This window comes from Caulobacter endophyticus (assembly GCF_003116815.1).
In the GTDB taxonomy this organism is placed as follows: domain Bacteria; phylum Pseudomonadota; class Alphaproteobacteria; order Caulobacterales; family Caulobacteraceae; genus Caulobacter; species Caulobacter endophyticus.
Genome location: NZ_QDKQ01000069.1, coordinates 1 through 23,568, shown reverse-complemented (window position 1 = coordinate 23,568; position 23,568 = coordinate 1). Strand labels below are relative to the sequence as shown.

26 protein-coding genes are annotated in these 23,568 nt (G+C 69.4%); 10 read left to right on the top strand and 16 right to left on the bottom strand.

Features of this window, described 5'->3' with window-relative positions; all coding sequences use genetic code 11:
* Positions 1-12: 12 nt before the first annotated feature.
* Positions 13-1,722 carry a putative bifunctional diguanylate cyclase/phosphodiesterase gene (locus tag DDF67_RS20805; RefSeq protein ID WP_233247715.1) on the bottom strand — a complete coding sequence of 570 codons (1,710 nt, stop codon included), beginning with the start codon at positions 1,720-1,722 and terminating at the stop codon, positions 13-15.
* Positions 1,723-2,083: 361 nt separating this feature from the next.
* Here DDF67_RS20805 and DDF67_RS20800 point away from each other — a divergent pair, with 361 nt between their 5' ends.
* Positions 2,084-5,203 (top strand): PAS domain-containing protein, encoded by a 3,120-nt coding sequence (locus DDF67_RS20800; protein WP_109102733.1) that lies wholly within the window; start codon positions 2,084-2,086, stop codon positions 5,201-5,203.
* Here the strand turns inward: DDF67_RS20800 and DDF67_RS20795 are convergent.
* Positions 5,200-5,409 (bottom strand): hypothetical protein, encoded by a 210-nt coding sequence (locus DDF67_RS20795; RefSeq protein WP_109102732.1) that lies wholly within the window; start codon positions 5,407-5,409, stop codon positions 5,200-5,202. The two genes, DDF67_RS20800 and DDF67_RS20795, sit on opposite strands and share 4 nt — an antisense overlap.
* 314 nt (positions 5,410-5,723) lie before the next feature.
* On the opposite strand from DDF67_RS20795, the gene DDF67_RS20790 reads away from it, so the two are divergent.
* Entirely contained in the window at positions 5,724-6,002 is a 279-nt protein-coding gene (locus DDF67_RS20790) for a hypothetical protein (RefSeq protein WP_109102731.1), read from the top strand.
* Positions 6,003-6,009: 7 nt separating this feature from the next.
* On the top strand, positions 6,010-7,266 hold the full coding sequence (locus DDF67_RS20785; RefSeq protein ID WP_109102730.1) for a DUF6880 family protein: 1,257 nt from the start codon (positions 6,010-6,012) through the stop codon (positions 7,264-7,266).
* A gap of 90 nt (positions 7,267-7,356) precedes the next feature.
* On the opposite strand, the gene DDF67_RS20780 is transcribed toward DDF67_RS20785, so the two are convergent.
* Both DDF67_RS20780 and DDF67_RS20775 read right to left on the bottom strand, forming a co-directional pair.
* Positions 7,357-8,127, bottom strand: a complete 771-nt coding sequence (locus DDF67_RS20780) for a hypothetical protein (protein WP_233247714.1) — start codon at positions 8,125-8,127, stop codon at positions 7,357-7,359.
* Between the two features lie 48 nt (positions 8,128-8,175).
* On the bottom strand, positions 8,176-8,520 hold the full coding sequence (locus DDF67_RS20775; RefSeq protein ID WP_109102729.1) for a hypothetical protein: 345 nt from the start codon (positions 8,518-8,520) through the stop codon (positions 8,176-8,178).
* A gap of 192 nt (positions 8,521-8,712) precedes the next feature.
* Between DDF67_RS20775 and DDF67_RS20770 the strand changes: the two genes are divergently transcribed.
* The 6 genes from DDF67_RS20770 to DDF67_RS20745 all read left to right on the top strand — a co-directional run bounded on the left by DDF67_RS20770 (position 8,713) and on the right by DDF67_RS20745 (position 12,059).
* The gene (locus DDF67_RS20770) at positions 8,713-8,910 is read left to right on the top strand and encodes a KGG domain-containing protein (protein WP_109102728.1); all 198 of its coding nucleotides are present in this window, start codon (positions 8,713-8,715) and stop codon (positions 8,908-8,910) included.
* A 1-nt stretch (position 8,911) separates the two neighbouring features.
* Positions 8,912-9,274: a hypothetical protein gene (locus DDF67_RS20765; RefSeq protein ID WP_109102727.1), complete on the top strand. Its 363-nt coding sequence runs from the start codon at positions 8,912-8,914 to the stop codon at positions 9,272-9,274.
* Positions 9,275-9,463: 189 nt separating this feature from the next.
* A complete protein-coding gene (locus DDF67_RS20760; RefSeq protein WP_109102726.1) occupies positions 9,464-9,745 on the top strand; it encodes a hypothetical protein in 282 nt (93 codons plus the stop codon).
* A gap of 71 nt (positions 9,746-9,816) precedes the next feature.
* Positions 9,817-10,062 carry a DUF5961 family protein gene (locus DDF67_RS20755; RefSeq protein WP_109102725.1) on the top strand — a complete coding sequence of 82 codons (246 nt, stop codon included), beginning with the start codon at positions 9,817-9,819 and terminating at the stop codon, positions 10,060-10,062.
* Between the two features lie 78 nt (positions 10,063-10,140).
* Positions 10,141-11,034 carry a non-homologous end joining protein Ku gene (gene ku, locus DDF67_RS20750; RefSeq protein WP_109102724.1) on the top strand — a complete coding sequence of 298 codons (894 nt, stop codon included), beginning with the start codon at positions 10,141-10,143 and terminating at the stop codon, positions 11,032-11,034.
* A gap of 86 nt (positions 11,035-11,120) precedes the next feature.
* Positions 11,121-12,059 carry an IS481 family transposase gene (locus DDF67_RS20745; RefSeq protein ID WP_109102723.1) on the top strand — a complete coding sequence of 313 codons (939 nt, stop codon included), beginning with the start codon at positions 11,121-11,123 and terminating at the stop codon, positions 12,057-12,059.
* Here the strand turns inward: DDF67_RS20745 and DDF67_RS20740 are convergent.
* The 8 genes from DDF67_RS20740 to DDF67_RS20705 all read right to left on the bottom strand — a co-directional run bounded on the left by DDF67_RS20740 (position 12,056) and on the right by DDF67_RS20705 (position 19,806).
* Complete coding sequence (locus DDF67_RS20740) at positions 12,056-12,604, bottom strand: hypothetical protein (protein ID WP_109102722.1); 549 nt, start codon at positions 12,602-12,604, stop codon at positions 12,056-12,058. The genes DDF67_RS20745 and DDF67_RS20740 overlap by 4 nt on opposite strands.
* A 19-nt stretch (positions 12,605-12,623) precedes the next feature.
* The gene (gene ligD, locus DDF67_RS20735; protein WP_109102721.1) at positions 12,624-15,290 is read right to left on the bottom strand and encodes a DNA ligase D; all 2,667 of its coding nucleotides are present in this window, start codon (positions 15,288-15,290) and stop codon (positions 12,624-12,626) included.
* Positions 15,291-15,378: 88 nt separating this feature from the next.
* Entirely contained in the window at positions 15,379-16,260 is an 882-nt protein-coding gene (locus DDF67_RS20730; protein WP_109102720.1) for an alpha/beta fold hydrolase, read from the bottom strand.
* 68 nt (positions 16,261-16,328) lie between these two features.
* A complete protein-coding gene (locus DDF67_RS20725) occupies positions 16,329-16,730 on the bottom strand; it encodes a DUF3597 domain-containing protein (RefSeq protein WP_109102719.1) in 402 nt (133 codons plus the stop codon).
* Positions 16,731-16,758: 28 nt separating this feature from the next.
* Entirely contained in the window at positions 16,759-17,364 is a 606-nt protein-coding gene (locus DDF67_RS20720; protein WP_109102718.1) for a DUF4142 domain-containing protein, read from the bottom strand.
* A gap of 81 nt (positions 17,365-17,445) precedes the next feature.
* Positions 17,446-17,670 (bottom strand): response regulator, encoded by a 225-nt coding sequence (locus DDF67_RS25620; protein WP_233247729.1) that lies wholly within the window; start codon positions 17,668-17,670, stop codon positions 17,446-17,448.
* Positions 17,670-19,373 carry a PAS domain-containing sensor histidine kinase gene (locus DDF67_RS20710; protein WP_109102717.1) on the bottom strand — a complete coding sequence of 568 codons (1,704 nt, stop codon included), beginning with the start codon at positions 19,371-19,373 and terminating at the stop codon, positions 17,670-17,672. The genes DDF67_RS25620 and DDF67_RS20710 overlap by 1 nt, the downstream gene beginning before the upstream one ends.
* A 229-nt stretch (positions 19,374-19,602) precedes the next feature.
* Positions 19,603-19,806, bottom strand: a complete 204-nt coding sequence (locus tag DDF67_RS20705) for a hypothetical protein (RefSeq protein ID WP_109102716.1) — start codon at positions 19,804-19,806, stop codon at positions 19,603-19,605.
* Between the two features lie 137 nt (positions 19,807-19,943).
* On the opposite strand from DDF67_RS20705, the gene DDF67_RS20700 reads away from it, so the two are divergent.
* Positions 19,944-20,342 carry a helix-turn-helix domain-containing protein gene (locus tag DDF67_RS20700; RefSeq protein ID WP_109102715.1) on the top strand — a complete coding sequence of 133 codons (399 nt, stop codon included), beginning with the start codon at positions 19,944-19,946 and terminating at the stop codon, positions 20,340-20,342.
* Here DDF67_RS20700 and DDF67_RS20695 read toward each other — a convergent pair.
* The 4 genes from DDF67_RS20695 to trbF are packed head-to-tail and all read right to left on the bottom strand — an operon-like array spanning position 20,339 to position 23,230.
* Positions 20,339-20,560, bottom strand: a complete 222-nt coding sequence (locus DDF67_RS20695; protein ID WP_109102714.1) for a DUF2274 domain-containing protein — start codon at positions 20,558-20,560, stop codon at positions 20,339-20,341. The genes DDF67_RS20700 and DDF67_RS20695 overlap by 4 nt on opposite strands.
* On the bottom strand, positions 20,557-21,750 hold the full coding sequence (locus DDF67_RS20690; protein WP_109102713.1) for a TrbI/VirB10 family protein: 1,194 nt from the start codon (positions 21,748-21,750) through the stop codon (positions 20,557-20,559). Before DDF67_RS20690 ends, DDF67_RS20695 begins: the two co-directional genes overlap by 4 nt.
* Positions 21,747-22,547 carry a P-type conjugative transfer protein TrbG gene (trbG, locus tag DDF67_RS20685; RefSeq protein ID WP_109102712.1) on the bottom strand — a complete coding sequence of 267 codons (801 nt, stop codon included), beginning with the start codon at positions 22,545-22,547 and terminating at the stop codon, positions 21,747-21,749. Before trbG ends, DDF67_RS20690 begins: the two co-directional genes overlap by 4 nt.
* Positions 22,544-23,230 carry a conjugal transfer protein TrbF gene (gene trbF, locus DDF67_RS20680; RefSeq protein WP_109102711.1) on the bottom strand — a complete coding sequence of 229 codons (687 nt, stop codon included), beginning with the start codon at positions 23,228-23,230 and terminating at the stop codon, positions 22,544-22,546. The genes trbG and trbF overlap by 4 nt, the downstream gene beginning before the upstream one ends.
* Between the last annotated feature and the right edge of the window lie 338 nt (positions 23,231-23,568).

The window sequence follows — 23,568 nt, the reverse complement described above, 5'->3', positions numbered from 1 at the left end:
CCGACCCCGGAGTTAGTCGCTGCCGAATCGGGCCACGTAGGCCGCGACCTCGCCCGCCGGCATCGGCTTGGCGAAGTGATAGCCTTGGACCTGGTCGCAGCCATAGCCGCTGAGGGTGGCCAGCTGGTCGGGCCGCTCGACGCCTTCGGCGACGACCTTCATGCCCATGCTGGCGCCCAGATTGATGACGGCGCGCACGATGGCGTCGTCCTCGGCGTTCTGAACGAACGACTTGTCGATCTTCAGCCGGTCGACCGGGAACTGGCGCAGATTGGCCAGGGAGGCATAGCCGGTGCCGAAGTCATCGAGGGCGATCAGCACCCCAGCCTCGTGCAGCGCGCACACCGTGCTGGCCACCACATCGGCGCCCCAGCCCATATAGACGTTCTCGGTGACCTCGATGGTCAGGCGGTCGGCCGGCACGTTCCAGCGGGCCAGGCGCTCGGCGATCTCGCTAGCCAGGCGCCCTGAACGGAACTGCTCGGTGGAGACATTGATGGCCACCCGGCCAAACTCCACCCCTTCATCAAGCCAGGCGCGCATTTGGCCAAGGGCCCGCTCGAAAGCGACCTCCCCCAGCTTCAGCGAAAGATCGGTGTCGTCGAAGGCGGCCATGAAGGCGCCGGGCGCCAGCACGCCCTGCTCGGGATGGTTCCAGCGCATCAGGGCCTCGAAGCCGGCGACGCGATTGGCGCCGATGTCGACGACGGGTTGGTAAAAGAGATCGAACTCTCCCTGCTCCAGGCCCAAGCGCACCTCACGCAGCAGCTCGACGCGCTGTTCGACCTGGGTGCGCATCGAGGGCTGGAAGACCACGCAGCGATTGCGGCCGCCGGCCTTGGCCTCGTAGAGGGCGACATCGGCGTTCTTGAGCAGGTGCAGCGGGTCGGCGTCGGGATCGTCATGCAGGGCCGCGCCGATGCTGGCGCTGATCGCAAAGCTGCGGCCAGCATGTTCGATCGGCGTGCGCAAAAGCGCCTGCAGGGTCTCGATCGGCCGCGCCAGGTCCTCAGGACCCGACAGGCCGCGCAGCACCACGGCGAATTCGTCGCCGCCGAGGCGCGAGACGGTGTCGGTCTTGCGGAAGGCCCGGCGCAGGAGATCCGAAAGGCTCAAGAGCAGGGCGTCGCCCGCGTCATGGCCCAGGGTGTCGTTGATGTCCTTGAAGTGATCGACGTCGATCATGATGACGCCGACCATTTCCTGGGTGCGTTCGGCGGCGGCGACGGCCTCGTCGAAGCTCTTCTGGAAGGCGGCGCGGTTGGGCAGGCGCGTCAGGGTGTCGCGATAAGCCAGGAATTCGATCTGCGCGGAGGCCGCGACGCGGTCGGAGATGTCCTCATGGGTGGCGACATAGCCGCCGCAGGCCAGCGGCGTGTGAGAGACGCGCACCGTGCGGCCGTCGGCCAGGACGTATTCGCCGATCACCGCCTCGCCCGGCGCGGCCGCCGCGCTCCTGGCCAGGTGCTCGGACACGCCCTGCAGCGGGCCTTGGCCGGTCTCGATGCAGTGGACGATGATCGCCTCGCGATGGGCGCCGGCCGCGACCAGATGGTCGGGCAACCGGTACATGGCGGCGAAGGCCTTATTGCAGAACGCCAGCCGCCCATCGCCCCCCACCATGCAGAGACCATGCGGCATGCTGGAAAGCGCCGTCAGGACGAGATCCGGATCGACGCCCTGGCGACGGGCCGCGATGGAAATAACATTTGATATCGGCACTTTAGCAACCCTTCAGATGCGCCAGGAGGGTGCGCCCAGAATGGCTAACAGGGTCCTGCCGCGGCTCGCGGCCATCCGCCGCATCCGGCCCCACCCTCACGCGGCCCCCTTCGCGCGAGGAGGATTGCTCGGCTCGTCAACAACGCCATGGGCCAGTCTGGTCGCCACGCGTGCGCCGCCGCCTCGTCCCACAGACGCCGTCAGCCGCTCCAGCCGGCCGCGCCGCCCAGCGATGCATGGAGATCAACGACGCTTAAGCGTCGCCTTCTCGACGGAGCAACCTTGACCGTTTCCAGGTGTTGTCGTTAGGCGGAGTCTCATCCAGTGACACGCTAAGCATCGCCACCGGATTCGCCCGCCCATGACGCTGACCCCGCTTTCGATCGCGGCAGACGGTGACGTCGCCGAGCGCCTGCGCAGCGGCCAATGGAACGCCGATGGGCTTGGACCTGTCGCCGCTTGGCCCAACGCCCTGCGACAGGCCGTCGAGATCCTGCTGACCGCCGCGTTTCCAATGTTCCTGGTCTGGGGACCGGACCGGCGCATGATCTATAACGACGCCTATCGCCCCATCCTCGGCGCCAAGCACCCGCATGCCCTGGGTCTGTCCTTCTGGGACGTATGGCCGGAAGTGCGCGACCAGATCGAGCCGGTGATCGATCAGGCCTTTGCTGGCGCGTCCAGCTTCTTCGAAGACCTGGAAGTCACCCTGGAGCGCGACGGTGGCGAGGCCAGCTCCTGGTTCACCTTCTCCTACAGCCCCATACCCGCCGAGGGAGCCATCCCGGGCGTCCTCTGCGTCTGCCTGGAGACGACCTCGGCGGCGATGGAACGGGCCGCGCGGCAGGAAAGCGAGCACACCCTGCTGTTCCTGGACCGGCTGACCAAGGCCACCTCGTCCCTGCCCAGCGCCGAGGCGGTGATGCAGCGCGCCGCCCAGTTGATCGGCGAGCACATGGGCGTGGCCGTCTGCGCCTATGCCGACATGGACGAGGACGAGGACGGCTTCACCATCCGAGGGGATTGGGCCGCGCCCGGTTCCACCTCGATCGTCGGCCATTACCAGCTTGCCGACTTTGGCCAGATGGCCGTGGCCAACCTCTCGCGCGGCCTGCCGCTGGTCATCAACGACAATCTGGCCGAGATCGCCCCGCACGAGGCCGCCACCTTCCAGGCCATCGGCATCGGCTCGACCATCTGCATGCCGCTGGTGCGCGACGGCCGCCTGCGCGCCCTGATGGCCGTGCACCACAAGGGCCCGCACATCTGGACCGATCGCGAACAGGCTCTGGTGCGCGAGGTGACCGAACGCTCCTGGGCCTTCGTCGAGCGCGTGGGCGCGCAGGCCGAGCTTCGGGCCCGTGAAGAGGAACTGCGCCGCATCACCGACGCGGCTCCCCTGCTCATCGCCTATATCGACCAGGAGCGGCGCTACCGGTTCATCAACCAAGCCTATCAGGACTGGTTCGGCCAGCCGCGCGAGGCGATCCAGGGCCGGCTGGTCGAAGACGTGCTGGGGGAGGCCTATGCGCCGGTGCGACCGCACCTCGAAGCGGCCCTGGCCGGCGAGCGCGTCACCTTCGAGAGCCGCCTGGACTACCCCGCTGTGGGCATGCGGGACGTTCAGGTCGACTACATCCCGCGCCACGGCCCAGCCGGCGACGTCGTCGGCGCCTATGCCGTCATCGCCGACATCACCAAGCGCCTGGACGCCGAGCGCGCGCTTGTTCAGAGCGAGACCCGCCTGCGTCTGGCGACGGAATATGCCGAGGTCGGGCTCTGGGACGTCGACGAGATCAACGGCGTGCTGTTCTGGGATGACCGGGTGCGAGCCGCGTTCGGGGTCGCGCCGGGGACGCCTGTCACCATGCGCGACTTCTACAACGGCCTGCACCCGGACGACTTCGAGGCGACGGCCAAGGCCTATGCGGCGGCGGCCGATCCGCAGCAGCGCGCGGTCTATGACGTCGAGTACCGAACCGTCAGCCCTCAGGACGGCGCTATCCGCTGGGTTTCGGCCAAGGGGCGCGGGGTGTTCGACGAGACTGGTCGCTGCGTGCGCGTTGTCGGGACGGCCATCGACATCACCGAGCGCCAGAGATTGAGCCGTCAGTTGCGCGAAGAGTCCGAGCGCGTCCAGTTGGCCCTTCAGGCCGGCGCAATCATCGGCACCTGGGTGTGGGACGTGGCGGCCGACCGGATCACCGGAGACGAGCGGTTCGCCCACGCCTTCAGCCTCTCGCCGGACGACTGCCGCTCGGGCCTGCCGCTCGCCACGGCGTTCGCCTCGATCCACCCCGATGACGCCGAGCGCGTTGCCGAGGCGGTGGACGCCGCCCTCGCCGGCCACGACCTTTATCGCTGCCAGTATCGCGTTCTGCAGGGGGGCGGCTATCGCTGGATCGAGGCCAACGGGCGGGTCGAGCGCGACGCCGAAGGCCGACCCCGGCGCTTTCCAGGCGTCTTGCTCGACGTCGAGGCTCGGCGCGCCATCGAGGCCCAACGCGACCAGGCCATCGATCTGCTGTCGTCCTTCGTCGAGGCGATCCCCGGCATCGTCTACGCCAAGGATCGTGACGGCCGCTTGACCCTGGCCAATCGCGGCCTCTCCGAACTCCTCGGCCGCGCGCCTTCCGACTATCTGGGCAAGACCACGGCTGAACTTTTCGGCCCCGCCGACGACGCCGGCGCTCTGATGGCCAGCGACGAGCAGGTGATGGACGGCGGCGAGGCCGCGCAGCTGGAGGAATTCTCGACGACGGCCGACGGCGAGACGCTCTACTGGGAGTCGGTCAAGGCGCCGCTCGTCGACGAGACCGGCGTTGTCACGGGCCTCGTCAGCACCTCGGTCGACATCACCGCGCGCAAGCAGGCCGAAGAGGCCCGCGATCTTTTGATGCGCGAAGTCGATCACCGCGCACGCAATTCCCTGGCCGTCATCCAGTCGGTCGTGCGGCTGACCGACGCCAGCGACCCGGCGATCTTCCGCCAGGCTCTGCATGGCCGTATCGAGGCTATGGCGCGGGCCCAGGCGGCGCTGGCCAAGAGCAATTGGCGCGGCGGCACGATCGGCGAGGTCGCGCGCGACGAACTCCTCTCCTCGACCACGGCGGCGGCCCGCGTGCGCCTCTCCGGCGGCGACATCGCCATTCCCGCCGACCACGTCCAGCCGCTCAGCATGATCCTTCACGAACTGGCCACCAACGCCACCAAATACGGCGCGCTGTCGGTGCACGAGGGCGTGGTCGATGTGCGCTGGTCGGGGACCGCCGGCGCCTGGTCGCTGCACTGGCAGGAGCGCGGCGGCCCGCCAGCCCGCGCGCCCGAGCGCAAGGGTTTCGGCTCGCGCTTGATGCACAGCCTGGCGCGCCAGCTTGGCGGCGATATCGCCTTCCGCTGGGAGCCTGAGGGCCTTGGGGTTGATGTGCACGTCCGCCTGCGGTCCGCCGAGGATCGCCCGGTCAGCCGTGAAGGGGCCTAGAAGCCTTCCTCGTGAATGATCGCCGTCACCGGCGCGCGCTTGAACCGCACGCCGCGATAGGTCGCCTCCGGCGGCTCCCCCTCGCTAGCCGCCCCGGTCAGGGCGAGAAACGCGTCCCAATGGTCTTCGGGTAGCAGGAAAGCAACTTGGGCGTCGCCATCCCGGCTGGCGTCGATTTCCCGGTCCGCCTGCTGTTGAATGTTCATGGGAGCGCCTCCAACGCCGATATTGATCTAGGCGACCATCACTTCGTCCGGGCCATGGCGCAGCCCGGCCGCCGAAGGGCGCGCCCGACTGAGCCAGACATTGAAGGCCGCGGCGGCCCAGCCGCAACGCATCAGGTTCAGACGTTCGCGTTGCGTCTCGCGCAACCTAACGGCCGCCACGTCAAACCGTTCAGACGGGCCCAAACCCCGCCGCGCCGAGGCTGACCGGCGGGTGATCGTCTGGGGATCGCCGCTCGCCGCCGCTCGTTGTAAAAATGGCGCCCGAGCCCGGCGTCGCTCATCGCAATCCTCGTATGACCCGCGCCGCGCACGCTCTGTTCGAAGCTGAAATCGTCCGTCTCACCGAGCACCTGGGCGGCCGCACCGATCATGCGCGCTTCGTGTTCGATGATCTGGCCGCTGAGGCGGGCCACGCCAGTCGCATCCACGGCGCGCCCTTCTGCCTGGCCTTACGCTCCGCCATCACGGCTTTCGAACTGGATTTCGTCCATTCGCGGGATGCGGCCATCGCTCACACCGCCGCTTGCGCCAGGCTTGAGGTCCTGGCGCTGTTGTCGCGTGGGGGAAAATAGCCGCCCCATGGCCAAGCCGTCCCCCGCCAGCCTGAAGAAGGTTACGGCCGAAAACCTCGCCGGGCTCGGCGCTGAGCGCTTGGCCGACATCCTGGTCGAGGTCGCCGAAACCCGCACCGATCTGAAGCGTCGCTTGCGCATGGAACTTGCCGCCGGGCTTGGGCCCAGCCATCTGGTCCCAGAGATCGACAAGCGGCTGGCGGCGTTGGAGACCAGCAAGGGCCAGGTGACCTGGCGCCAAAAGCCGGCGTTTTTGCGCGATCTGGACGCCGTGCGCGGCCTCATCGCCGATCGCCTCGCCGTTGAAGCGCCGGACGCGGCCCTTGAGCGGCTCTGGCGGTTTCTTTCGACCTATCCCAGAACGTCCGGGCGCCTCAAGGAGCGCGAGGCCGCGTTCGAGGCCATCTATGACCACGCGTCGGACGATCTTGGCGTCTTATTGGCCAGCCACGATCCGCATCTGGCCGCCGAGCTGCTGACCGACGCCGCCCTGAGCGCGCCGCAGGCCTGGGCGCGATGGACGCCGCACGTCATGGCGGCGCTGCCGGCGGCGACGGCGCAGCGGGCGCTCACCCTAGCCTCGGGGCGGGCCGAGTCGGGGCCTGGCTGGACGATGGTTGTTCGCCATCTCGCCGACGCGGCCGGCGATGTATCGGCGTGGCAGGCGACCCACGGCGAACTGGCGCTGCAAACCCCTCCGGTCGCCGTCGCCCTGGCGCGACGCTGGCTGGCGGTGGGCGACATCGCCGCAGCGGGCCAGGCGCTAAAGCGCGCCGCGCCCAAGCCCAAAGGTCTGCTTGGCCGCCTGCCCGCGCCGGACTTCGATTGGGAGACCGCCTGGATCGACTATCTCGACGCCGCCGGAGAGCCCCGTCTCGCCCAGGACATCCGCTGGGCCTCGTTTCAGCGTACGCTCGATATCGGTCGCGCCAAGGCCTTCGTGTCGCGGTTCGACGACTTCGACGACGTCGAGGCCGAAGCCCAGGTGCTGGCCTATGCCGCCAGCCAGGCCGACCTGGTCCAGGGCCTGAGGCTTCTCATGGCTTGGCCCGCCCTGGCCGAAGCCAGCCAGCTCATTGTCGACAAAGGCCAGGACGCCAGCATCGCGCCGGAGGAGGCCGAGGCCTGGGCCGGCAAGCTTCGTCGCCGCTTCCCCGCCGCCGCCCACAAGCTGCTGCGACGCGGCGCGGCGACCGCCTTCAAGCAGCGCGCCTTCAAACTTTCGCAACGCCTGACCGAAGAGGCTGACGCCATCGCGCTTTGATGGGCTGGCGCCAGCAAAGGGCATCGCAACAAAAAGCCCCGGAGCGGATCGCCGCCCCGGGGCAAGGTTAGGGAAAGTACGCCGGCCAGATCAGGTGATGCTTTGGCCCAGGCCCGGCACAGCCCCGCCGCTGCGTTCACGGCGCGCCCGCTCGGTCTCGTCCAGAGCGTCGAGATCCTGATCGCCCGCCGCGAACGAGCGATCTTCCGTGCGGTAGAGCGAGCGTTCGCGCGCCACCTCCTCGGCGGTGTAGGGCGTGGCGTCCTGGTCGAAGGCCGACCAGCCGGTCTCGCGATAGGCCTGGCCACGGGTGAGCGCATCGACACCCCGACGGCCGTTGAGGACCTGCTCGATTTCCAGAGCGCGATCGTCATCGGCCTTGACGCTGACCAGGGTCCCGCCGCGGCGGACGCCTTCGGAATAGACATTGGCCTCCTCGTCGGAGTGGCCCGCTTCCTTCAAAGCGCCCAGGAGACCGCCGGTCGCGCCGCCGGCGGCGGCGCCCACCACCGCGCCAACCGCGGTGGAGGCCAGCCAGCCGGCGGCCACCACGGGGCCAAGGCCCGGGATGGCCAGCATGCCAAGGCCGGCCAGAAGGCCCGCGCCGCCGCCGATCAGGCCGCCGGTCGTCGCGCCCTTGCCGGCCCCTTCGGCGACGTCGTTCTCACCATCGCGATTGGCGTCGCCCAGCGGGCCGTCGGCGAAGCTGCGGCCGGTGCGCCAGTCGCCCGCGTGCCAGTTGTCGGCGTTGTTGGAGACCACGCTGATGCGGTCGCGATCAACGCCCGCGCGCTCCAGGTCCTCGACGGCGTCCAGGGCCTGGGTATGGGTGTCGAATAGACGGGTGATGGTCCGGGTCATGGCGGTGTCCTTCAATCTGATGCTGTCGAATGAGCCGATGGGTGGGGACTAGAGCGCCGTGACGGCGCCTTTGTAGTCGACCGAGACGCTGACCTCCTTGCCGTCCTTGGCGGCCTTGCCCTGCCACAGGCCGTTCTCGTTCTGGGTCAGGGGGCCAACGCCGGTGTAGCCGGCCGACTCGATGGCGCTCTTGGCCTGAGCTTCGGTGTAGGAACTGGCGCCCGGCGTCGGGCCCGCGTCGCCCGTGGTTGGCGTCGTATCCACCGCGGTGTTGCGGGGAGCCTCGGAGGTCGAGACGGCCGGGCCTTCGGTCTTGTCAGCGGTCTCGGTCTTGGGACCGCAGGCGGTCAGCAGGGCGGCCGCCGCCGCGAGGGTGAGCAGAGAGGATTTCATGGTCGGTTTCTCCCGTGAGGCGGAGGGAGGAAGCCCTGGCCAGCGACAAGGTTCCTGCCCCGCTCGCATAACCAGCGCCGATCCTTGTCGGCCACCCGACACGGCGGCACCTGAAGGACGGAAACTAGACTAAGCCGTTGGAACCCTTGCGCGTTTGCCAGCTTGTCCATTGATCACGGATGGGAGGCCAAGATGGCCGTGCAGACCGAAACCTCGTCAAAGTCCAAGCGTGGCTTTGCCGCCATGTCGCCTGACAGGCGCCGCGCGATCGCCGCCAAGGGCGGGGCCTCGGCGCCCGCCGAAAAGCGGAGCTTCTCCCAGAACCGCGACCTGGCGGTGTCGGCGGGACGCGCCGGAGGATCCGTCGGCCGCGCACGCGGCGAAGCCTGACATGGTGGCGCTCGCCAGGATCAAGCAGGGCGTCGGCGTCGCAAGCGCCCTCCTTGGTCTCGCCGCCCTCATCGCGCCCCGTCAGTTCGCGCGCGCCATTGGAACGGGCGCAGCGACCCCTCCCGAAGCCATCGCCGCTTTCGGCTCGCGCGAGCTGGCGGCTGGCGCGGCGCTTCTGGCGCCGGTGAAGTTTGGGCCGTTCCTGTGGATGCGGGTCGCCGGTGATGTCATGGACCTGGGCGGTCTGGCGCTGGCGGTGCGCAAACCGGGCGCGGACAAGAAGCTCCTGGCCATCGCCTCGTTCGCGGTCATCGCCATCGCCGCCTTCGACCTGGCGCTGGCGCTGAACGAGGAGGACGACTGAATATTATGCTCGGCTTGGGAACGTCCTTGGCGTTTGGCGTTTTTCTCAACGTCCGGACAGCGCCCTTCGTGGCCCTGGGGACGCCAGCGGCCCGGCCAACGCCCCCCCGACGATCGCCGGGCCGCACCCTACCCTATCGCTCCACAGCTTTGTCGCCACCGCTAGGCCGCGCCGTGCGTTTCAAGAGGCATGACAAGACCCCCCAAGCCGGCGCGCATTGGCCACGGCGAGCTGACGATCGCCCGACAGATTCACCCCGTCTCGTTCTCCATCCACGTCCTGGCCAGCCATCGCGGTCTACGCGGGGCCAAGGGCGGGATCACCGGCGAGCCGGACGCCATGCGCGAGGCCTTCCGCCAGGGCCGGGTGCGGCTGGCCCTCGATGACGGCAAGGCGCTCGACGTCTCCATCGTCGCTCACGCCGAAGGCAGCGCCACGGCCTATTTCGAGGCCGCCATCGACGAGCGCTGACGCGCTCAAAGGTCCTGGACGACGTGAATCCTTCGCGCGACTGGCGCGTTGAAGACCGCGAGGAGCCGCCCATGTCCAACGCCGCCGCCAACGACGACCGCCGTTTCAGCGTCCATGCCGACCACGCGGGGCGCCATCATGCCCGTGTCATCCACGAGCCGACGTTCGAGGCCGCGGCCGTGGCCTATGTCGAAGATCTGGCGATCGCCCCGGAAGACGACGAGGCTATTCGGGTCATCGTCCGCGATCTCGACGGCGGCGGCGAGCATTGCTTTCGCATCGACCTGGAGACGGGCGAGGCCGCCCCTTGCGCATAGCCGAAACGAATCACCAGGAGCCTCGTTGAGTCCCTGCGCCCTCCCCATCCACGGGGCGGGCGGCAAGGATCAAACGACATGGCTTACCGCCCAACCTGGCAAGGGCACCTGCGCCTCTCGCTCGTCACCTGCCCGGTGGCGCTCTACACGGCCACGAGCAGCGGCGGCGAGGTGCACTTCAACCTGATCAATCCCGACACCAACAATCGGATCAAGATGGTGACGACCGACCCTGACACCGGGCCGATCGAGCGCTCCAAGCTGGTCAAGGGCTATGAGGTGTCCAAGGGCGAATACATTCTGCTGACCCAGGACGAGATCAACGGCGTCAAGCTCGAGAGCACCAAGACCATCGACATCGAGCGGTTTGTCCCCGCCGAGGACATCGACCGCCGCTACTGGGACAATCCGTACTACCTCGCCCCCGACGGCAAGCTGGCCCAGGAGGCCTTCGCGGTGATCCGCGAGTCGATGGCGCGCTCGGGGCAGATCGCGCTGGGTCGCGTGGTGATGTCGACCCGCGAGCGGCTGCTGGCCCTGGAGCCTCACGAGAAGGGCATCCTCGCCTACACCCTGCGCACGGACGCTGAGGTGCGCGACACCAAGGAGGTGTTCGGCGCGATCAGCGACGCCGAACCCGATCCAGCGATGATCTCGATCGCCCAGAAGATCATCGAGCAGAAGGAAGGCCCTTTCGATCCTTCCCAGTTCGTCGACCGATATGAGGAAGCGCTCAAGGACCTGATCAAGGCCAAGCAAAAGGGCCACAAGGTCGCCAAGGTCGCCGAGCCAGACGACACCAATGTCGTCGACCTGATGGAAGCGTTGCGCGCCAGCCTCGGCGCCAAGGGCGGCCCGGCGCCGAAAGCCAAGGCGGCCGCCAAGCCCGCCGCTAAAGCCAAGGCGGTGAAGGCGCCGCCCAAGTCGGCCGCCAAGGCCCAGGCCAAGACCGCGCACAAGAAGGCGAGCTAGGTGTCGAAGCTATGAAGGTTGTTCATCCGGGGCGGTGCTGAGAGGCTGGGGTTGCGAAGCGCCAAACTCTAGCCCGGAGGCCCCGGATGAACGTGCATGAGAATGCGCGGCTGACCCCAGTTGGTCGAGCCCTGATGGTTGATCGGATCGAGCAAGGCTGGTCAGTGGCCAGGGCGGCGGAGGCCTTCGGGGTTTCCCGGCGCACGGCCGGCAAGTGGCTGCAACGGCATCGGCGGGGCGGCGAGCGAAGGCTTCACGACCGCAGCTCGGCGCCGCGCCGATGTCCGCGCAAGACGCCTGCCTGGACCATCGACAAGATCCAGGCGTTGCGTCGCCAGCATATGACCGGTCCGGCCATCGCCCAGACCTTGGGCTTGGCCCGCTCGACGGTCGGACTGATCCTGCGCCGGCTGGGCCTGGGCAAGCTGTCGGCCTTGGACCCGAAAATCCCGATCGTCCGCTACGAGCGCTCAGCCCCCGGCGAAATGATCCACCTGGACATCAAGAAGCTGGGCAAGTTCAACGTCGAAGGCCACCGCATCAACGGCGATCGGCGGCTGGGGCGCTCCAGGAGGGCCGGCTGGGACTTCCTGCACGTCTGCGTCGATGACGCCTCGCGCCTGGCCTACACCGAGATCCTGCCCTCCGAAGGCCAAGCCGACACGACCGCCTTCCTGGAGAGGGCCATCGCCTGGCTCGCCCGCCACGGCGTCGCCGTCCAGAGGGTGATGACCGACAACGGTTCGGCCTATCGCTCGAAGCTCTTCGCCAGCGCCCTCCAGGCCGCCGGGGCCCGGCACGTGCGTACCCGGCCCTACACGCCCAGGACCAACGGCAAGGCCGAGCGCTTCATCCAGACCAGCCTGAGGGAGTGGGCCTATGGCCGGCCTTACGCCTGCTCCGACGACCGGGCCAAGGCCATCAAGCCCTGGACCGACGCCTACAACCTCGTGCGTCCACACTCCGGCATCAAAGGCCTCACCCCTTGGCAGCGCGTGAACAACCTTCTTGGAAACGACAGCTAGGCCTCGCCGCCGGCGGCGCGATAGGTCCGTCGCGCCTTTTCCAACGCCGCTTCTGCGGCCTTGCGATCGGCCAGCCAGCGCTGGCGCGAGGCGGCTTCCTCGGCGTCCAGCGCCGCGCGCCGCTCGGCCAGGGTCGCCTCCTCGTCCAGGCGCCGGGCGTTGATCGCCGTCAGAGCCTTTTCCGCCGCCGTCAGCGCCGAGCGATCCGGCGGCGGAGCCTTGGGCGTCGACAGCGGCGCGGGCCCTGTCTCCACCACCTTCAACGCCGGCGTCCGACGCCTGGGCGGGTTGGGAACGTCGGGAAGGCCAGGCTCCAGGCTGAACGGATCCTTGGAGCCGATGGCGCGCCGGAGGGGGACCTCGGGATGGGCCAGGGCGGCGGCGATGGCGTCCGGGTCGTCGCTGACCTTGGCGCGGCCCTCGGCGAAAAGGTTCTGGCGCGTGCCCCAGGCGGCCAGGGCGGCGGCCTGGCTGCGGGCGGCCACCACGCTGTCGTGGAAGCCGAACTGCGCGGCATAGACCTTCAGGCGAACGGCCTTGGCCATCTTCAGCCCTCCCCGCGGCTCAGACCTTGCCAAGCCGTCGGATGGCCGCTTCCAGCGGCCGCTCGCCGTCGCAATAGTCCTCCCAGGCGGTGAGCTTACGCACCAGGGCCGGCGCCGTGCGCACGGTGTACTGGGCTGGATCAAGGCCCTTCTTCACCTGGGTCCAGGACAGCGGCATCGAGACCGGCGCGCCGGGTCGGCCGCGGGGCGAGAGCGGGGCGACCGCCGTGGCCATGCGGTCGTTGCGCAGGTAGTCCAGGAAGATCTTTCCGCCGCGCTTGGCCTTGGCCATGACGATCAGGTAGCGGCCCGGATCATCGGCCGCCATGGCCTTGCAGACGTCGCGCGCAAAGGCCTTGGCGATGTCCCAGTTGAGCCCCTCGGTCGAGAGCGGCGTGACGACGTGCAGGCCCTTGCCGCCCGTGGTCTTGCAGAACGACACCAGGCCCAGGTCCTGGAGGCGATCGCGCACTTCTCGCGCGCCTTCGATCACCCACTCGAAGGGCACGTCAGGCGCGGGATCAAGATCGAAGACAAGGCGGCCGGGCTGCTCGGGCAGGAAGGGCTCGCTGTTCCACGGGTGCAACTCCAAGGCCCCGACCTGGGCGGCCGCGACCAGGGCGTCGACCGTATCGAACTGGAGGTAGGGCTTGCGATCGCCCCAGACCTCGATCTCGGTGATGAGCGCCGACTGGCCTGCGCTCGTGTGGCGCTGGAAGAAGTTCTGCTTGCCCTCGATGCCGTCGGGCATGCGGATCATCGAGCACGGTCGGCCCCGAACATGGTCGAGCATCCAGGGCCCGACCGCCTCGTAATATTGCGCCAGCTCCAGCTTGGTCACCGGCTCGCCATCGGCTGCGTCTGGCCAAAGAGTCTTGCCCGCGTTGGAAATCGTCTGGCCCATGACGACAGCCGAGCCGCGCGGGCTGACGCTCGCCGACCGAGCCTGCCCCGTCCCAGCGGCGGCTGCCGGCCTTGCCTTTTGCGCCTTGGGTTCGGCCACCGCCGTGTCGGCCGGGGCCGGCTCGACCGTATCGACCTCAGCCGCCGGCTTGTCCTCGCGAAGCCCCTTGAAGGCGGCCTGCCGAAGTTGGCCGTCGGCCGTGAAGCCCTCGTACTCGATCTCGGCGACCAGCTCGGGCTTGACCCAATGGACCTCGCCAAGGCGGCCGGCGCGGCTTGGCCCCTCCTTGCCCTCGAACGGCGACTTGGCGATCTCCAGGGCCTTCAGCCTGGGCAGGATCACCGCGATCTTTTCGCGCCCGAACCCGGTGCCGATGCGGCCAATGTGGAAGAGCTTTCCGTCACGGTGGACGCCGGCGATCAGGGAGCGAAAGGCGCCATTGGTCGTGGTGTAGCCGCCGATGACCACCTCATGGCCGGCCCGGCACTTCGATTTCGTCCAGGTCTCGCCGCGCCCCGAGCGGTACGGCGCGTCAAGCCTCTTGGAGATAATGCCTTCCAAGTCCATGCGGCAGGCCGACAGCAGCACCGCGTCCCCGGCGGTGATGAAGTGGTCGACATAGCGCAGGGTTGGACCAGCCTCTTCGACGTGCTTGGCCAGCCGCGCCTTGCGTTGGGCGAGCGGAAGGTCGCGCAGGTCTTCCAGGCCGTCGAACAGCTGGTCGAAGACGAAGAACACCAGGTCCTCAGTGTCGCCCGACGAGATCGCCGCCTGCAGGGCCGCAAAGTCCGGGGCCCCGGTCTCGTCGAGCGCAACGACCTCTCCGTCGATGATCCCGTCGGCCAGCCGCGCGCCGGCGGCGGTGATCTCGGGAAACTTCTCCGACCAGTCCAGGCCCTTGCGCGTACGCAAGACCGCCATGCCGCCTTGCGTGCGCAATTGCATGCGATAGCCGTCGAACTTGATCTCGTGCGCCCAGCCCGGTCCGGACGGCGGCTTCTCCATCGGCTTGGTCAGCTGCGGCTCGATGAAGTCCGGGATCGCCTTGGCCGTCTTGCCCTTGGTCGATGCCGTGGCCTTCCCCCGCGCCTTGGCCGACGGGATCAAGCCGGCCGGGGCGCTTTCGTCGCGGTTGCTCTGCCAGACCGCGCCGGCCTGCGCGCCCGCCGCGGTCATGAACGGCGTCGCCGCCCTACCCTTGCCGCCCGCGATCTCGACCATGGTGCGCCCCGAGGCGATCGAATGATCTGCATCTGTGGGTCCGTTGGGGTTGCCGGGCTCAGCGCCCTCGTCGCGATGCTTGATCAGCATCCAGCTGGCCCTGCCACGGCTATCGCGCTTGGTGCGCACCAGCACCCAGGAGCCGTGCATTCGGCCCCCTTCCATGACGAACTTCAGCTCGCCCTTGCCCAGGGCCGCGCCAATCTTCTCAAAGCCCTTCTCCGGCGCCCAGTAGCCACGGTCCCACAGCATCACCGTGCCACCGCCATACTGGCCCTTGGGAATGGTCCCTTCAAAGTCGCCATAGTCGAGCGGATGGTCCTCGACCTCCATGGCCAGGCGCCGGTCGGCCGGGTCGAGCGAGGGCCCCTTGGGCACGGCCCAGGAGCGGAACGTGCCGTCATATTCCAAGCGCAGGTCGAAATGCAGGTGCGAGGCGGCATGCTTCTGGATCACGAAGCGCAGGGCCTCCGACGGCACGACCACCTCGTTCCCTGACGGCTCGGCCGTCTGGGTGAAGTCCCGCATTTCCTGGTACTTGGTAAGCTTGCTGGCGGCCATGGCGGCTCCTCTCACCAGCCTAACGACCAAGGCGGACGCCTGATCCCGCGCGCTGCAAAAGCCAAGCTCGCCCGCGCTCGCCTGAGGCCTATCGACCCAGATCCTCCAGCGCCCGCGCCACGGCCTGCGGCGCGACGTGATGGACCATATGACCGATGCCGGGCAGCAGTTCGAAGCGTCCGCGCGGCGCAAGGCGGGCCATGAGCTGGCCATGCAGCAGGTTGTTGACGACCAGATCGTGCGAACCGCCCAAGACCGTGACGGGCGCCTGCAGGCTGCCTACGCGGCTCAAGAGATTCACGAGATCGGGTCCGGCCGCCAGGGTGTCCTCGCCGACCCGCTGCGTCGCGGCGGCCGCTCCGGCGGCGGCGAACGGAAAATGCTGCTCCAAGCACTCGGGGATGGTTTGGGGAAGGAACATGGCGCGCCACAACATCGGCAGGAGGGCCGCATCGAAACCGCCATGCGACCACCCCGCCAGCCATCCGCCCAGCACCGGCACGGCACGCGGCGCAAAGAGCAGATGCTCCAGACGCCATTCGGGCAAGACGAGCGGCGCCAGGGCCAGCAGGCCCGTATAGCGGTCGGGCGCCGCCAGAGCCATCGCCAGGGCCACGGCCGCCCCAAAGGAATGACCCACCAGGGCGGCCTTGCGAACGCCCAGGGCGACGAGCGCGCGATCCAGCAGGTTGGCATGACGGAGGATGCCGGCCTGGCCAAGAACCTGGCGGTGGCTGGCGCCGAAGCCAGGACGGTCCAGGGCGATCAGCGTCCGCCCCGGCAGCTGGTCGCCAAGGGCCAGCATCATGTCGTCCAGCGCCGTCAGGGTGCCATGGATCAGGACGACGACCTCATCGCCCGAGCCGATCTGGGCATAGGCGATCGGCGCCCCATCGACAGAGACATAGCTCCGCTCGAGAGGGGCGCCGGCGCGTTCGAGTAAAGCCAGATCCTTGCGGTTCGGGACCACCTGCCGCCTCCGGACGCCGTTCGAACGTAAAGGCGCCGCGCCGCCAAGGCGGTCCGGCGCCAAAGCCGCTATTGGTAAAGGCTGGCGGGCACCTGGCCGCCGTTCTCGGCCAGCTTCTTCATCACCGCCTTGTGCAGGGCGATGTTCTGCTCGGCGCTGCCGGCCGCGCCGGCATGGACGCCAAGTTCGTCGGCCAGCTCTTTTCGGGCCTCGAGGCTGGAATCCAGTTTCAGCAACTTGAGGAGATCCACGATCGAGGTGCGCCAGTTGCCGCCGCCGCCTTCGATCTCGGCCATCGAGACCAGCACCGCCTCGACGTCGACCGGAGCTGGCGCGGCCGCGGGCGCCGGTTGGGACGTCGGCGCCGCCGCAGCCGCGGGCGCGGCGGGCTTGGCTGGCGCGGTGTCCGCCTTAGGGGCGGCCTTATCGTGATGGAAGATCTTGTCGATGATCTTGGAGAAAAGACCCATGGGGCGCTCCTCGTCTCTTGGTTGAGGGTTAGTGAGCGCCCGAGGCCAGGCCTTGGACATGTTGGAGGTGGGCCTTGATCTTGGGCAAGGCCTTGGCCGCGCCGCCCTTCAGACCCGCGTCATCGCCGTGATCGGCATAGCCCTGCATCAGAGTCAGGGCCTCGTTGTGGGCGGCCTCCTGCTGGCTGGTGTAGACCTTGTCGAAGTCGGCGGGCGCGGCGGCGTTGAGGTTGTCGATCATGCCCTTGCGGCGCTCGTCGAGGCCGGTCGGCGCGGTCTTTCCAGCCGCCAGGATCAGCGGCTTCATGGCGTTGGAGAGCGCGGTGTGGTCGGTGACCATCTGCTTGCCGAAATCCTTGACCGCCTGGCTTTGACCTTTCGATTGCGCGATCTGGCCGGCCTGGATCTCGTACATGTCGCTGATCACCGCATTGGCGACGAAGGCGTCGGTGGAGACCGGCCCGGTCACCGCGGCGGCGGTTCCGACCGCGGCGCCGGTGGCGTCCTGGGCGGCGTTCACGGCGGCGTTGCTGGTCCCTGGATCAGCTGGGGCGGGTTCGGCGTCCTTCTTCTGGCACGCGGCCAGGGAAAGGGCGGCCATCGCGGCGGCGGCGAGAAGAGCGTGTCGGGCCATGTAGACGTCTCCAGCAGTTATGGTGACGGCAGAACGGGAGCCGCGCCCGCTCGTTCCGCCGAGCAACCGACGCCGGCGGCTTCAGCGGGGCGCCAGGGCGTCCAGCACCGAATAGAGGCGCGAAAGATCGATGGGCTTTTCGACCACCTCGTTCATCCCCGCCTCACGATAGCTCTCGACCTGGTGGGCCATGACATTGGCCGACAGGGCGATGATCGGAGTCGAGGCGCGGCCGTGGGCGGCTTCCCAGGCGCGGATCCGTCGCGTGGCCTCCACGCCATTGAGATGCGGCATCTGGATGTCCATCAGCACGATGTCGAAAGGCTCGATCTGGAAGCGCTCAACCGCCTGGGCGCCGTCCCCGACCAAAAAAGCTCGACCTCGAGCGGGGCGAGCATGGAGCGCAGGATGAGCTGGTTGGTGGGATTGTCCTCGGCGGCCAGCACGCGCAGCGGCTCGACGGGCGCGCTGGGCTGCGTCGCCGCGGCCGGGGCCTTGGCGCCGCCAGGCGTGGCGGCGCGCTGGAGCGGCGCACAGACCGCGAAGGTCGAGCCCTCGCCCAAGACGCTGCGCACGCTGACCTCGCCGCCCATCAGGCGGGTGAGTTCCTGGGAGATGGCCAGTCCAAGACCTGTGCCGCCGCCAGCCCCGCCAGAGGCGCGGCCCTGGCTGAACTTGTCGAACAGGGCCCTGACGTCGCCGGGATAGATGCCTACGCCCGTGTCGCTGACCTCGACGCAGAGGCCGTCGGCGGTATGCCGCGCCGACACCGTCACCCCGCCGGCCTTGGTGAACTTCACCGCGTTGGAGACCAGATTGGCGATCACTTGGCGCAAGCGCAGCTCGTCGCCCAGCCAGGCGCCTCGGACATCGGGATCGACAACGATGTCCAGCGTCAGATCGCGCTGAGCGGCCAGATAGGTGAACGGGGCGCATGCGGCGCCCAGCGCCGCCTCCAGGTCAAAGACCCGCTCGCGCAGTTCCAGGCGCCCGGCCTCGATCTTGGAGAGGTCGAGGATATCGTTGAGCAAGGCCATCAGGGTTTCGCCCGACTGGCGGATGACGGTCAGGCGCTGGCGTTGCAGCGGTGTCGGCGACTCGGCCTCCATGACCTGGGCCATGCCGAGAATGCCGTGCAAAGGCGTGCGGATCTCGTGGGAGACGTTGGCGAGGAACGCGCTCTGGGCCGCGGTCGCCGCCTGGGCCGCATCCCGCGCGGCGACCAGATCGGCCTCGGCCTGGCGCTGGGCGGTGATGTCCTGGACAGCCCCACGCAGGATATCGGCGTGGAGGTCGCGCTCGCCGAAGAGCCGCACCCAGAGGATCGACTGGTCGGCCCGCGTCACCGGCAGGTCCAGGGCGAAGGCTTCGCCGCTGGCGCGGCAGGCCTGCATGGCCGCGCGCAGTTGCTCGCGGCTGGCCCCGGTGAATACGGCCGCGGCGCCATCCAGATCAAGCTTGCGCGGCGTCAGGCCCATCAGGGTCCAGATCTCGTCGGACCAGAAGATCTCGCCGCGCTCGTAGTCGATTTCCCAGGCCCCGAGCTTGGCCACGAGTCCCGCGGCCCGCAAGGCGGCCGACTGCCGGGCCATGTCGCGGGCGCTTTGCTCGGCCGCCAGGCGACCCTCGACGAGATCGGTGACGTCCCGCGTCACCGCCAGCACCGCCACCACCGTCCCGGCCGGATCGCGAAGCGGCGAAACGGTCAGGTCGCAGTGGCGCCGACCGCCCGGCGTTTCGCAGGGCGTCGACAGGCGCAACGTCGCCCCCTGGCTGGCGCCGGCGACGGCGGCGGTCGCGGCCGCGCGCACGTCAGGCGGCAGGAACTCGCACCAAAGCCGCCCCTCCAGGGCCGCGCTCGGCTGGTCGAGCAGTTCGCAGCCCGCGCCGTTGATGGCGTGTATGCGGCCATCGAGATCGAGGATCTTCACACAGTCGGGACTGGCTTCGAGAACCGCGACGAGATTGCCCAGACCCCCGACGTCCAGCCCGTGAAAATGAATAGCCATGGACGTCCGCTGAACCGCGCCGCCGCGCCTTGTTGAAGATGAACGCTAGGGGACACTGGCCCGCGCACCCCGTGCGAGCCGCGCTAAACGCTAGATGACAACCCGCCCGCGCAAGGCCCGTTCCGCGCGACCTCTCCTGGCGCGCTCGGCCTGGACTGGGCAAAGCGACTGCTCGCCGGCCCGGCGCGATCGAAGAACGCAGGCGCCGAGGCCGCGACGCTGAGGGCGCTTAGTTCATCATCCGCTTGCGGATGTGGGCCGCCGCCCGCCGCATCGACTCGGCCTCGCGGGTCTTGCCCCAGCCGTCCAGCGTGACGGCCGCCGCTTCGGCGCGCGCCACAACCTCGCCAAGGCTCGCGCCCGGAAAGGCCCCGACCAGGTGCTCGGCGGCTTCATCCCAGTCGACCTCGTCGAGCGGTTTGGGGGTTTTCATGGCCGAAGCTTCCGCCCACACGCGACGATCGGCAAGCCGACAGAGCGCCGGGTCAACCGGCGCCAAATATATCTGCGACCAAACTACCCGTGCGGCCCCTCTGGCGCGTCACCAGCGCCACCGTCTGGAGCCCAAGCTTGCCAAGGTTTTCCCCTCATCCCGTCGACCAGCATGTGGGCGCCCGCATCCGGCTGCGCCGCCTCGTCGTCAAGGTCAGTCAGCTCCGCCTGGCCAACGCCCTGGGCCTGACCTTCCAGCAGGTGCAGAAGTACGAGACCGGGGCCAATCGCATCAGCGCCTCGATGTTGCAGGCCGTGGCTCAGGCCCTCGACACCACGCCGGCCTGGTTCTTCGAGGGCTTGCCGCCGACGGCGCCCGACGATGGGTTGGCCCTGACGGCGGCGAGCCAGGCCCTGCAGCACCTGACGCGCTGCCCGGAGGGCCTGGCCCTGGCTGAGGCCATGGCCGCCCTGCCCCGCCGCCGCCAGCGGCGCGTGCTGGCCTTGCTGGCGGTCATGGTCGAAGACGCGCCCTAGTCGCGCGGCTTGCGACCGCGCACGAAGGCGCGATCGGTAGCCATGAACCGCGCCAGCATCGGCGCCACTAGCCGCGATGGCTCGACGGCCTTTCCGCCCTCCTGGGCGGCGTGGGCCTGGGCATAGGCGACCAGATCGCGGTGGATGGCGGCCGGCAGCTCCAAGGCCAGCTTGACCGGCGTCTCGTCCTCTAGCGGCCCCAGTTTCAGCTTGCTCATGGCGCGGTCCTTTCACGATAGGGTTCGAGCACCAGGTCACGGGTCAGTAGCACACGCAGCGGCGCGCCTGGGCGGATGGTCAGGGTGGGCAAGAGATCCAGGCTCTTGCCGACAATCTGCTGGCCGACCTGGCTGGCGCTCGTCGAGCCGGCGCGACGCAGGGCCCGAACAAGGTCGTCCTCGTCCTGCCCGCCGCCAGCCTCCGCGCCCAGGGCCAGCAGGGTCGAGAGCCCGGCCGCGGCCAGCACGCGACCGCCATGGCGATCGACCCCGTCCTGCAGGCCGGCCATGCCTTGGGCGTCGGCGGCTGGTAGCTTGTCCAGGACAATAGAGCGGCCCGAAGGCAGGATCAGCCGCGTCCAGGTCACCGGCAGCCGGCTCTGACCGCTCTTGACCTGCGCATCGTATTCGCCGACCAGCCGCGCCCCGGCCGGGATCAACAACACCCCCCCGCCCAGACTGTCATGGACGTCCTGGGTCACCTGGGCGATCGCCACGCCGGGCGTGTCCGAGCGCAGGCCCGTCACCAGGGCCGCGGCGATGATCGATCCGGCCTGCAGGATGTAGGGCGAGGCCGGCGCCTGAAGCCTCTCGGCGCTGGTCGTCCTCGGATCGGGCCCAGCTCCAGACCCGATGTCGGGCCCAACGCCAGCCTCAGCGACCGCCGGCTGCGCCGAGATGCTCCGGTCGGATCCAGAACGGGCCATCGCAGCGGCCACGAAGAGCCCGCTCTGGCGCGCCGCGCGGCGCGCGAGGATGGCGGCGTCCCGCTCCGGATCGACGGGCGGCGCCGGCATCCCGATCGCCGTTGGAGGCGGCTGCGAGGCCTCGTCGACGAAGCCCTCACCCGCAGCAACCTGTCCGTTGCGCTGGGCGCGCAGGATCGGCCGGCCAAGGTCGCCCGGCAGCGGCGGGCCCAGGGTCGGCACGCCGGCAGGTCCGGCATAGCCGCGCGGCAAGGCGGTGACCCGCTCGGAGGGCACGGCCGCCGACGGGGTGTCGCCCGGCGGGGGTTTGGGCCGGTCCCGCTCGTTCAGCGACCAGGCGAGCGCCCCAAAGAGGCCGGCGGCGACGACGGCGCCGGAGACCGCCAGCGCCCGGCGCGAAATCCGGGCCACTGGCGCGGGCGTGGCCCGCAGTCGCAAGGTCTTGGCGATGGCCTCCTCGGCCTCGGTGCGATCGCCGCTCACCGGGCGGCTCCCGCCAAGGCCGCCTCGCGGACAATGACCACCTTCTGGGCGCGGCGCTTGGCGCCCAGCCGCAGTTCGGCGCGGTCGAACAGGCGCTCGGTGATCAGGCGTCGGCCCTCGACATGGTAGTTGATCAGCTCGGCCGACGCGCCGTCGGGGGCGGCCCTGTAGAGCGGCGGCAGATCGCTCAAGGTCACCCTTGGCCCGAACTCGACATAGACGCGCTGGCCATCGTCGAACACCGCCACCGGTCTCCAGCTGGGCCGGTCGCCAAGAATGCGATAGCGCCGATCGACGCGCGCCAGGTCCAGCGCGTTGGCCGCGGACTCCGCTGGAGCGGCCGGTGGCGCGGCCACCAAGACGAGCGGCGCGGGCCGATAGCGCCAGGAGACCTGGGTCTGCCAGGTCCGGGCCGACGCACGCAGCTCCAGATGGTAGGTGCGGCGGTCGGTATTGATCACGAGGTTGGTGGCCAGACCCGCCGAGACCGGCTTGATCAGAACATGGACGACGCGAGCGGCCCCCGATCCGCTGGTGGTGTCGCCGATCACCCAGCGCGCGGTGTCGCCGGCGGCGATGGCCCCGGTCTCGACCAAGGCTTCGCCGGGCTCGAGCACGATGTCGGTGATGCGGCCGGGTGTGGCGACGACCGGATAGACGCCGCCCTCGGCGTAGTCGAAGCGCGCGAGGCCTGCTGGAGCGCCCAGCCTCGCATCCGCAGGCTCGACCGCCTGGGCGCCCGCGCCGGTCATCGATCCCAGACCCGCCAGGGTGACGGCGAACAAAAGCCGGTTCATGCCGTAAACTCCTTGGACCAGGCCATGGCGGTGACGAAGACGCCGAGCGGGTTGCTCCGCAGCGCCTCGGCCGTCTTGGGCGGCCGGATCGCCACGGTGAGGATGGCCGTCCAGCGTTCGGTAGCGACCAGCTGGCCGTCGGCGTAGCGCTGCTCGGTCCAGGCCAGACGGAAGCTGGCGGGCGAGGCGCGCACCACGCTGGTCACCGCCACCGCCACCTGCACCTTGCCGACCTGACTGAACGGATCGGCCCGGCGCGCATAGTCCGACAGGGCCGCTGCGCCGTCGGCGTCGGTGAAATCGTAGGCCCGAAGCCAGGCCTGGCGCATCAACACCGGATCGGTCGACAGGGTGCGGACATCGCTGATGAACCGCGCCAGGGTCCAGGCGACCATGGCGTCGGTGGGCCGTGCGCCCTGCACGGCCGGCGCGGCCAGGCGCGGCTCGCCCAGCTTGTCGACCTCCACCACCCATGGGGTCACGCCGCCGCGCAATGACAGGGTCACAAGACCCGCCGTCAGGCCGCCGCTCAGGACCAGGAGGCCCAAGGCCATCAGCCGCCAGTTGAAGGCCTGGACACGGGCCGATCCGAGACGCTCGTCCCAGGCCTGGCCGGCCCGGTGGTAGGGGGTTTCGGGCGCCGGGGTCGCGCCAAAGCGCGCCCCGCCCTTGAGCGGTTTCATGACTTGTCCTCCGAAAGGCTGGGGGCTGCGCCGGCGCTGTGGTCGTCGCCGCTAGCAACGGCGTGGATGGCCATGGTCGCGCCGTGGGAAAGGTTCTGGCGCTGTTGGAGCTTGCGGGCCCAAGGCGGCGGGCCAGCGTCGTCGCCGGCGGCCGGGCCGCCCTCCCCGCCCGAACCGCCTGGGGGACCGCCCGAGCCGCCGTCTGAAGCGGGGCCTCGCGCCGACGCCGACGGCCGGGAGGGAGCGGAAGTCCCGCCGCCACTGGGCGATGGGCCCGGCGAGGGACCGCCCCCGGACGGCGCACCACTGGCGGGCGGCGGGCGTCCGCCGGCCGCGCC

Excerpts from the sequence above, each read along its gene's own strand:
- DDF67_RS20705 (WP_109102716.1), bottom strand. The coding sequence starts at position 19,806 with ATGAAAACCCCCAAACCGCTCGACGAGGTCGACTGGGATGAAGCCGCC.
- DDF67_RS20780 (WP_233247714.1), bottom strand. The coding sequence starts at position 8,127 with ATGACCCGGACCATCACCCGTCTATTCGACACCCATACCCAGGCCCTG.
- trbF (WP_109102711.1), bottom strand. The coding sequence starts at position 23,230 with ATGAAACCGCTCAAGGGCGGGGCGCGCTTTGGCGCGACCCCGGCGCCC.
- DDF67_RS25620 (WP_233247729.1), bottom strand. The coding sequence starts at position 17,670 with ATGGACATCCAGATGCCGCATCTCAATGGCGTGGAGGCCACGCGACGG.
- DDF67_RS20720 (WP_109102718.1), bottom strand. The coding sequence starts at position 17,364 with ATGGCCCGACACGCTCTTCTCGCCGCCGCCGCGATGGCCGCCCTTTCC.
- DDF67_RS20740 (WP_109102722.1), bottom strand. The coding sequence starts at position 12,604 with ATGGCCAAGGCCGTTCGCCTGAAGGTCTATGCCGCGCAGTTCGGCTTC.
- DDF67_RS20725 (WP_109102719.1), bottom strand. The coding sequence starts at position 16,730 with ATGGGTCTTTTCTCCAAGATCATCGACAAGATCTTCCATCACGATAAG.
- DDF67_RS20755 (WP_109102725.1), top strand. The coding sequence starts at position 9,817 with ATGTCCAACGCCGCCGCCAACGACGACCGCCGTTTCAGCGTCCATGCC.
- ligD (WP_109102721.1), bottom strand. The coding sequence starts at position 15,290 with ATGGCCGCCAGCAAGCTTACCAAGTACCAGGAAATGCGGGACTTCACC.
- DDF67_RS20765 (WP_109102727.1), top strand. The coding sequence starts at position 8,912 with ATGGTGGCGCTCGCCAGGATCAAGCAGGGCGTCGGCGTCGCAAGCGCC.
- DDF67_RS20775 (WP_109102729.1), bottom strand. The coding sequence starts at position 8,520 with ATGAAATCCTCTCTGCTCACCCTCGCGGCGGCGGCCGCCCTGCTGACC.
- trbG (WP_109102712.1), bottom strand. The coding sequence starts at position 22,547 with ATGAACCGGCTTTTGTTCGCCGTCACCCTGGCGGGTCTGGGATCGATG.
- DDF67_RS20710 (WP_109102717.1), bottom strand. The coding sequence starts at position 19,373 with ATGGCTATTCATTTTCACGGGCTGGACGTCGGGGGTCTGGGCAATCTC.
- DDF67_RS20795 (WP_109102732.1), bottom strand. The coding sequence starts at position 5,409 with ATGAACATTCAACAGCAGGCGGACCGGGAAATCGACGCCAGCCGGGAT.
- DDF67_RS20695 (WP_109102714.1), bottom strand. The coding sequence starts at position 20,560 with ATGAGCAAGCTGAAACTGGGGCCGCTAGAGGACGAGACGCCGGTCAAG.
- ku (WP_109102724.1), top strand. The coding sequence starts at position 10,141 with ATGGCTTACCGCCCAACCTGGCAAGGGCACCTGCGCCTCTCGCTCGTC.
- DDF67_RS20770 (WP_109102728.1), top strand. The coding sequence starts at position 8,713 with ATGGCCGTGCAGACCGAAACCTCGTCAAAGTCCAAGCGTGGCTTTGCC.
- DDF67_RS20800 (WP_109102733.1), top strand. The coding sequence starts at position 2,084 with ATGACGCTGACCCCGCTTTCGATCGCGGCAGACGGTGACGTCGCCGAG.
- DDF67_RS20745 (WP_109102723.1), top strand. The coding sequence starts at position 11,121 with ATGAACGTGCATGAGAATGCGCGGCTGACCCCAGTTGGTCGAGCCCTG.
- DDF67_RS20760 (WP_109102726.1), top strand. The coding sequence starts at position 9,464 with ATGACAAGACCCCCCAAGCCGGCGCGCATTGGCCACGGCGAGCTGACG.
- DDF67_RS20785 (WP_109102730.1), top strand. The coding sequence starts at position 6,010 with ATGGCCAAGCCGTCCCCCGCCAGCCTGAAGAAGGTTACGGCCGAAAAC.
- DDF67_RS20790 (WP_109102731.1), top strand. The coding sequence starts at position 5,724 with ATGACCCGCGCCGCGCACGCTCTGTTCGAAGCTGAAATCGTCCGTCTC.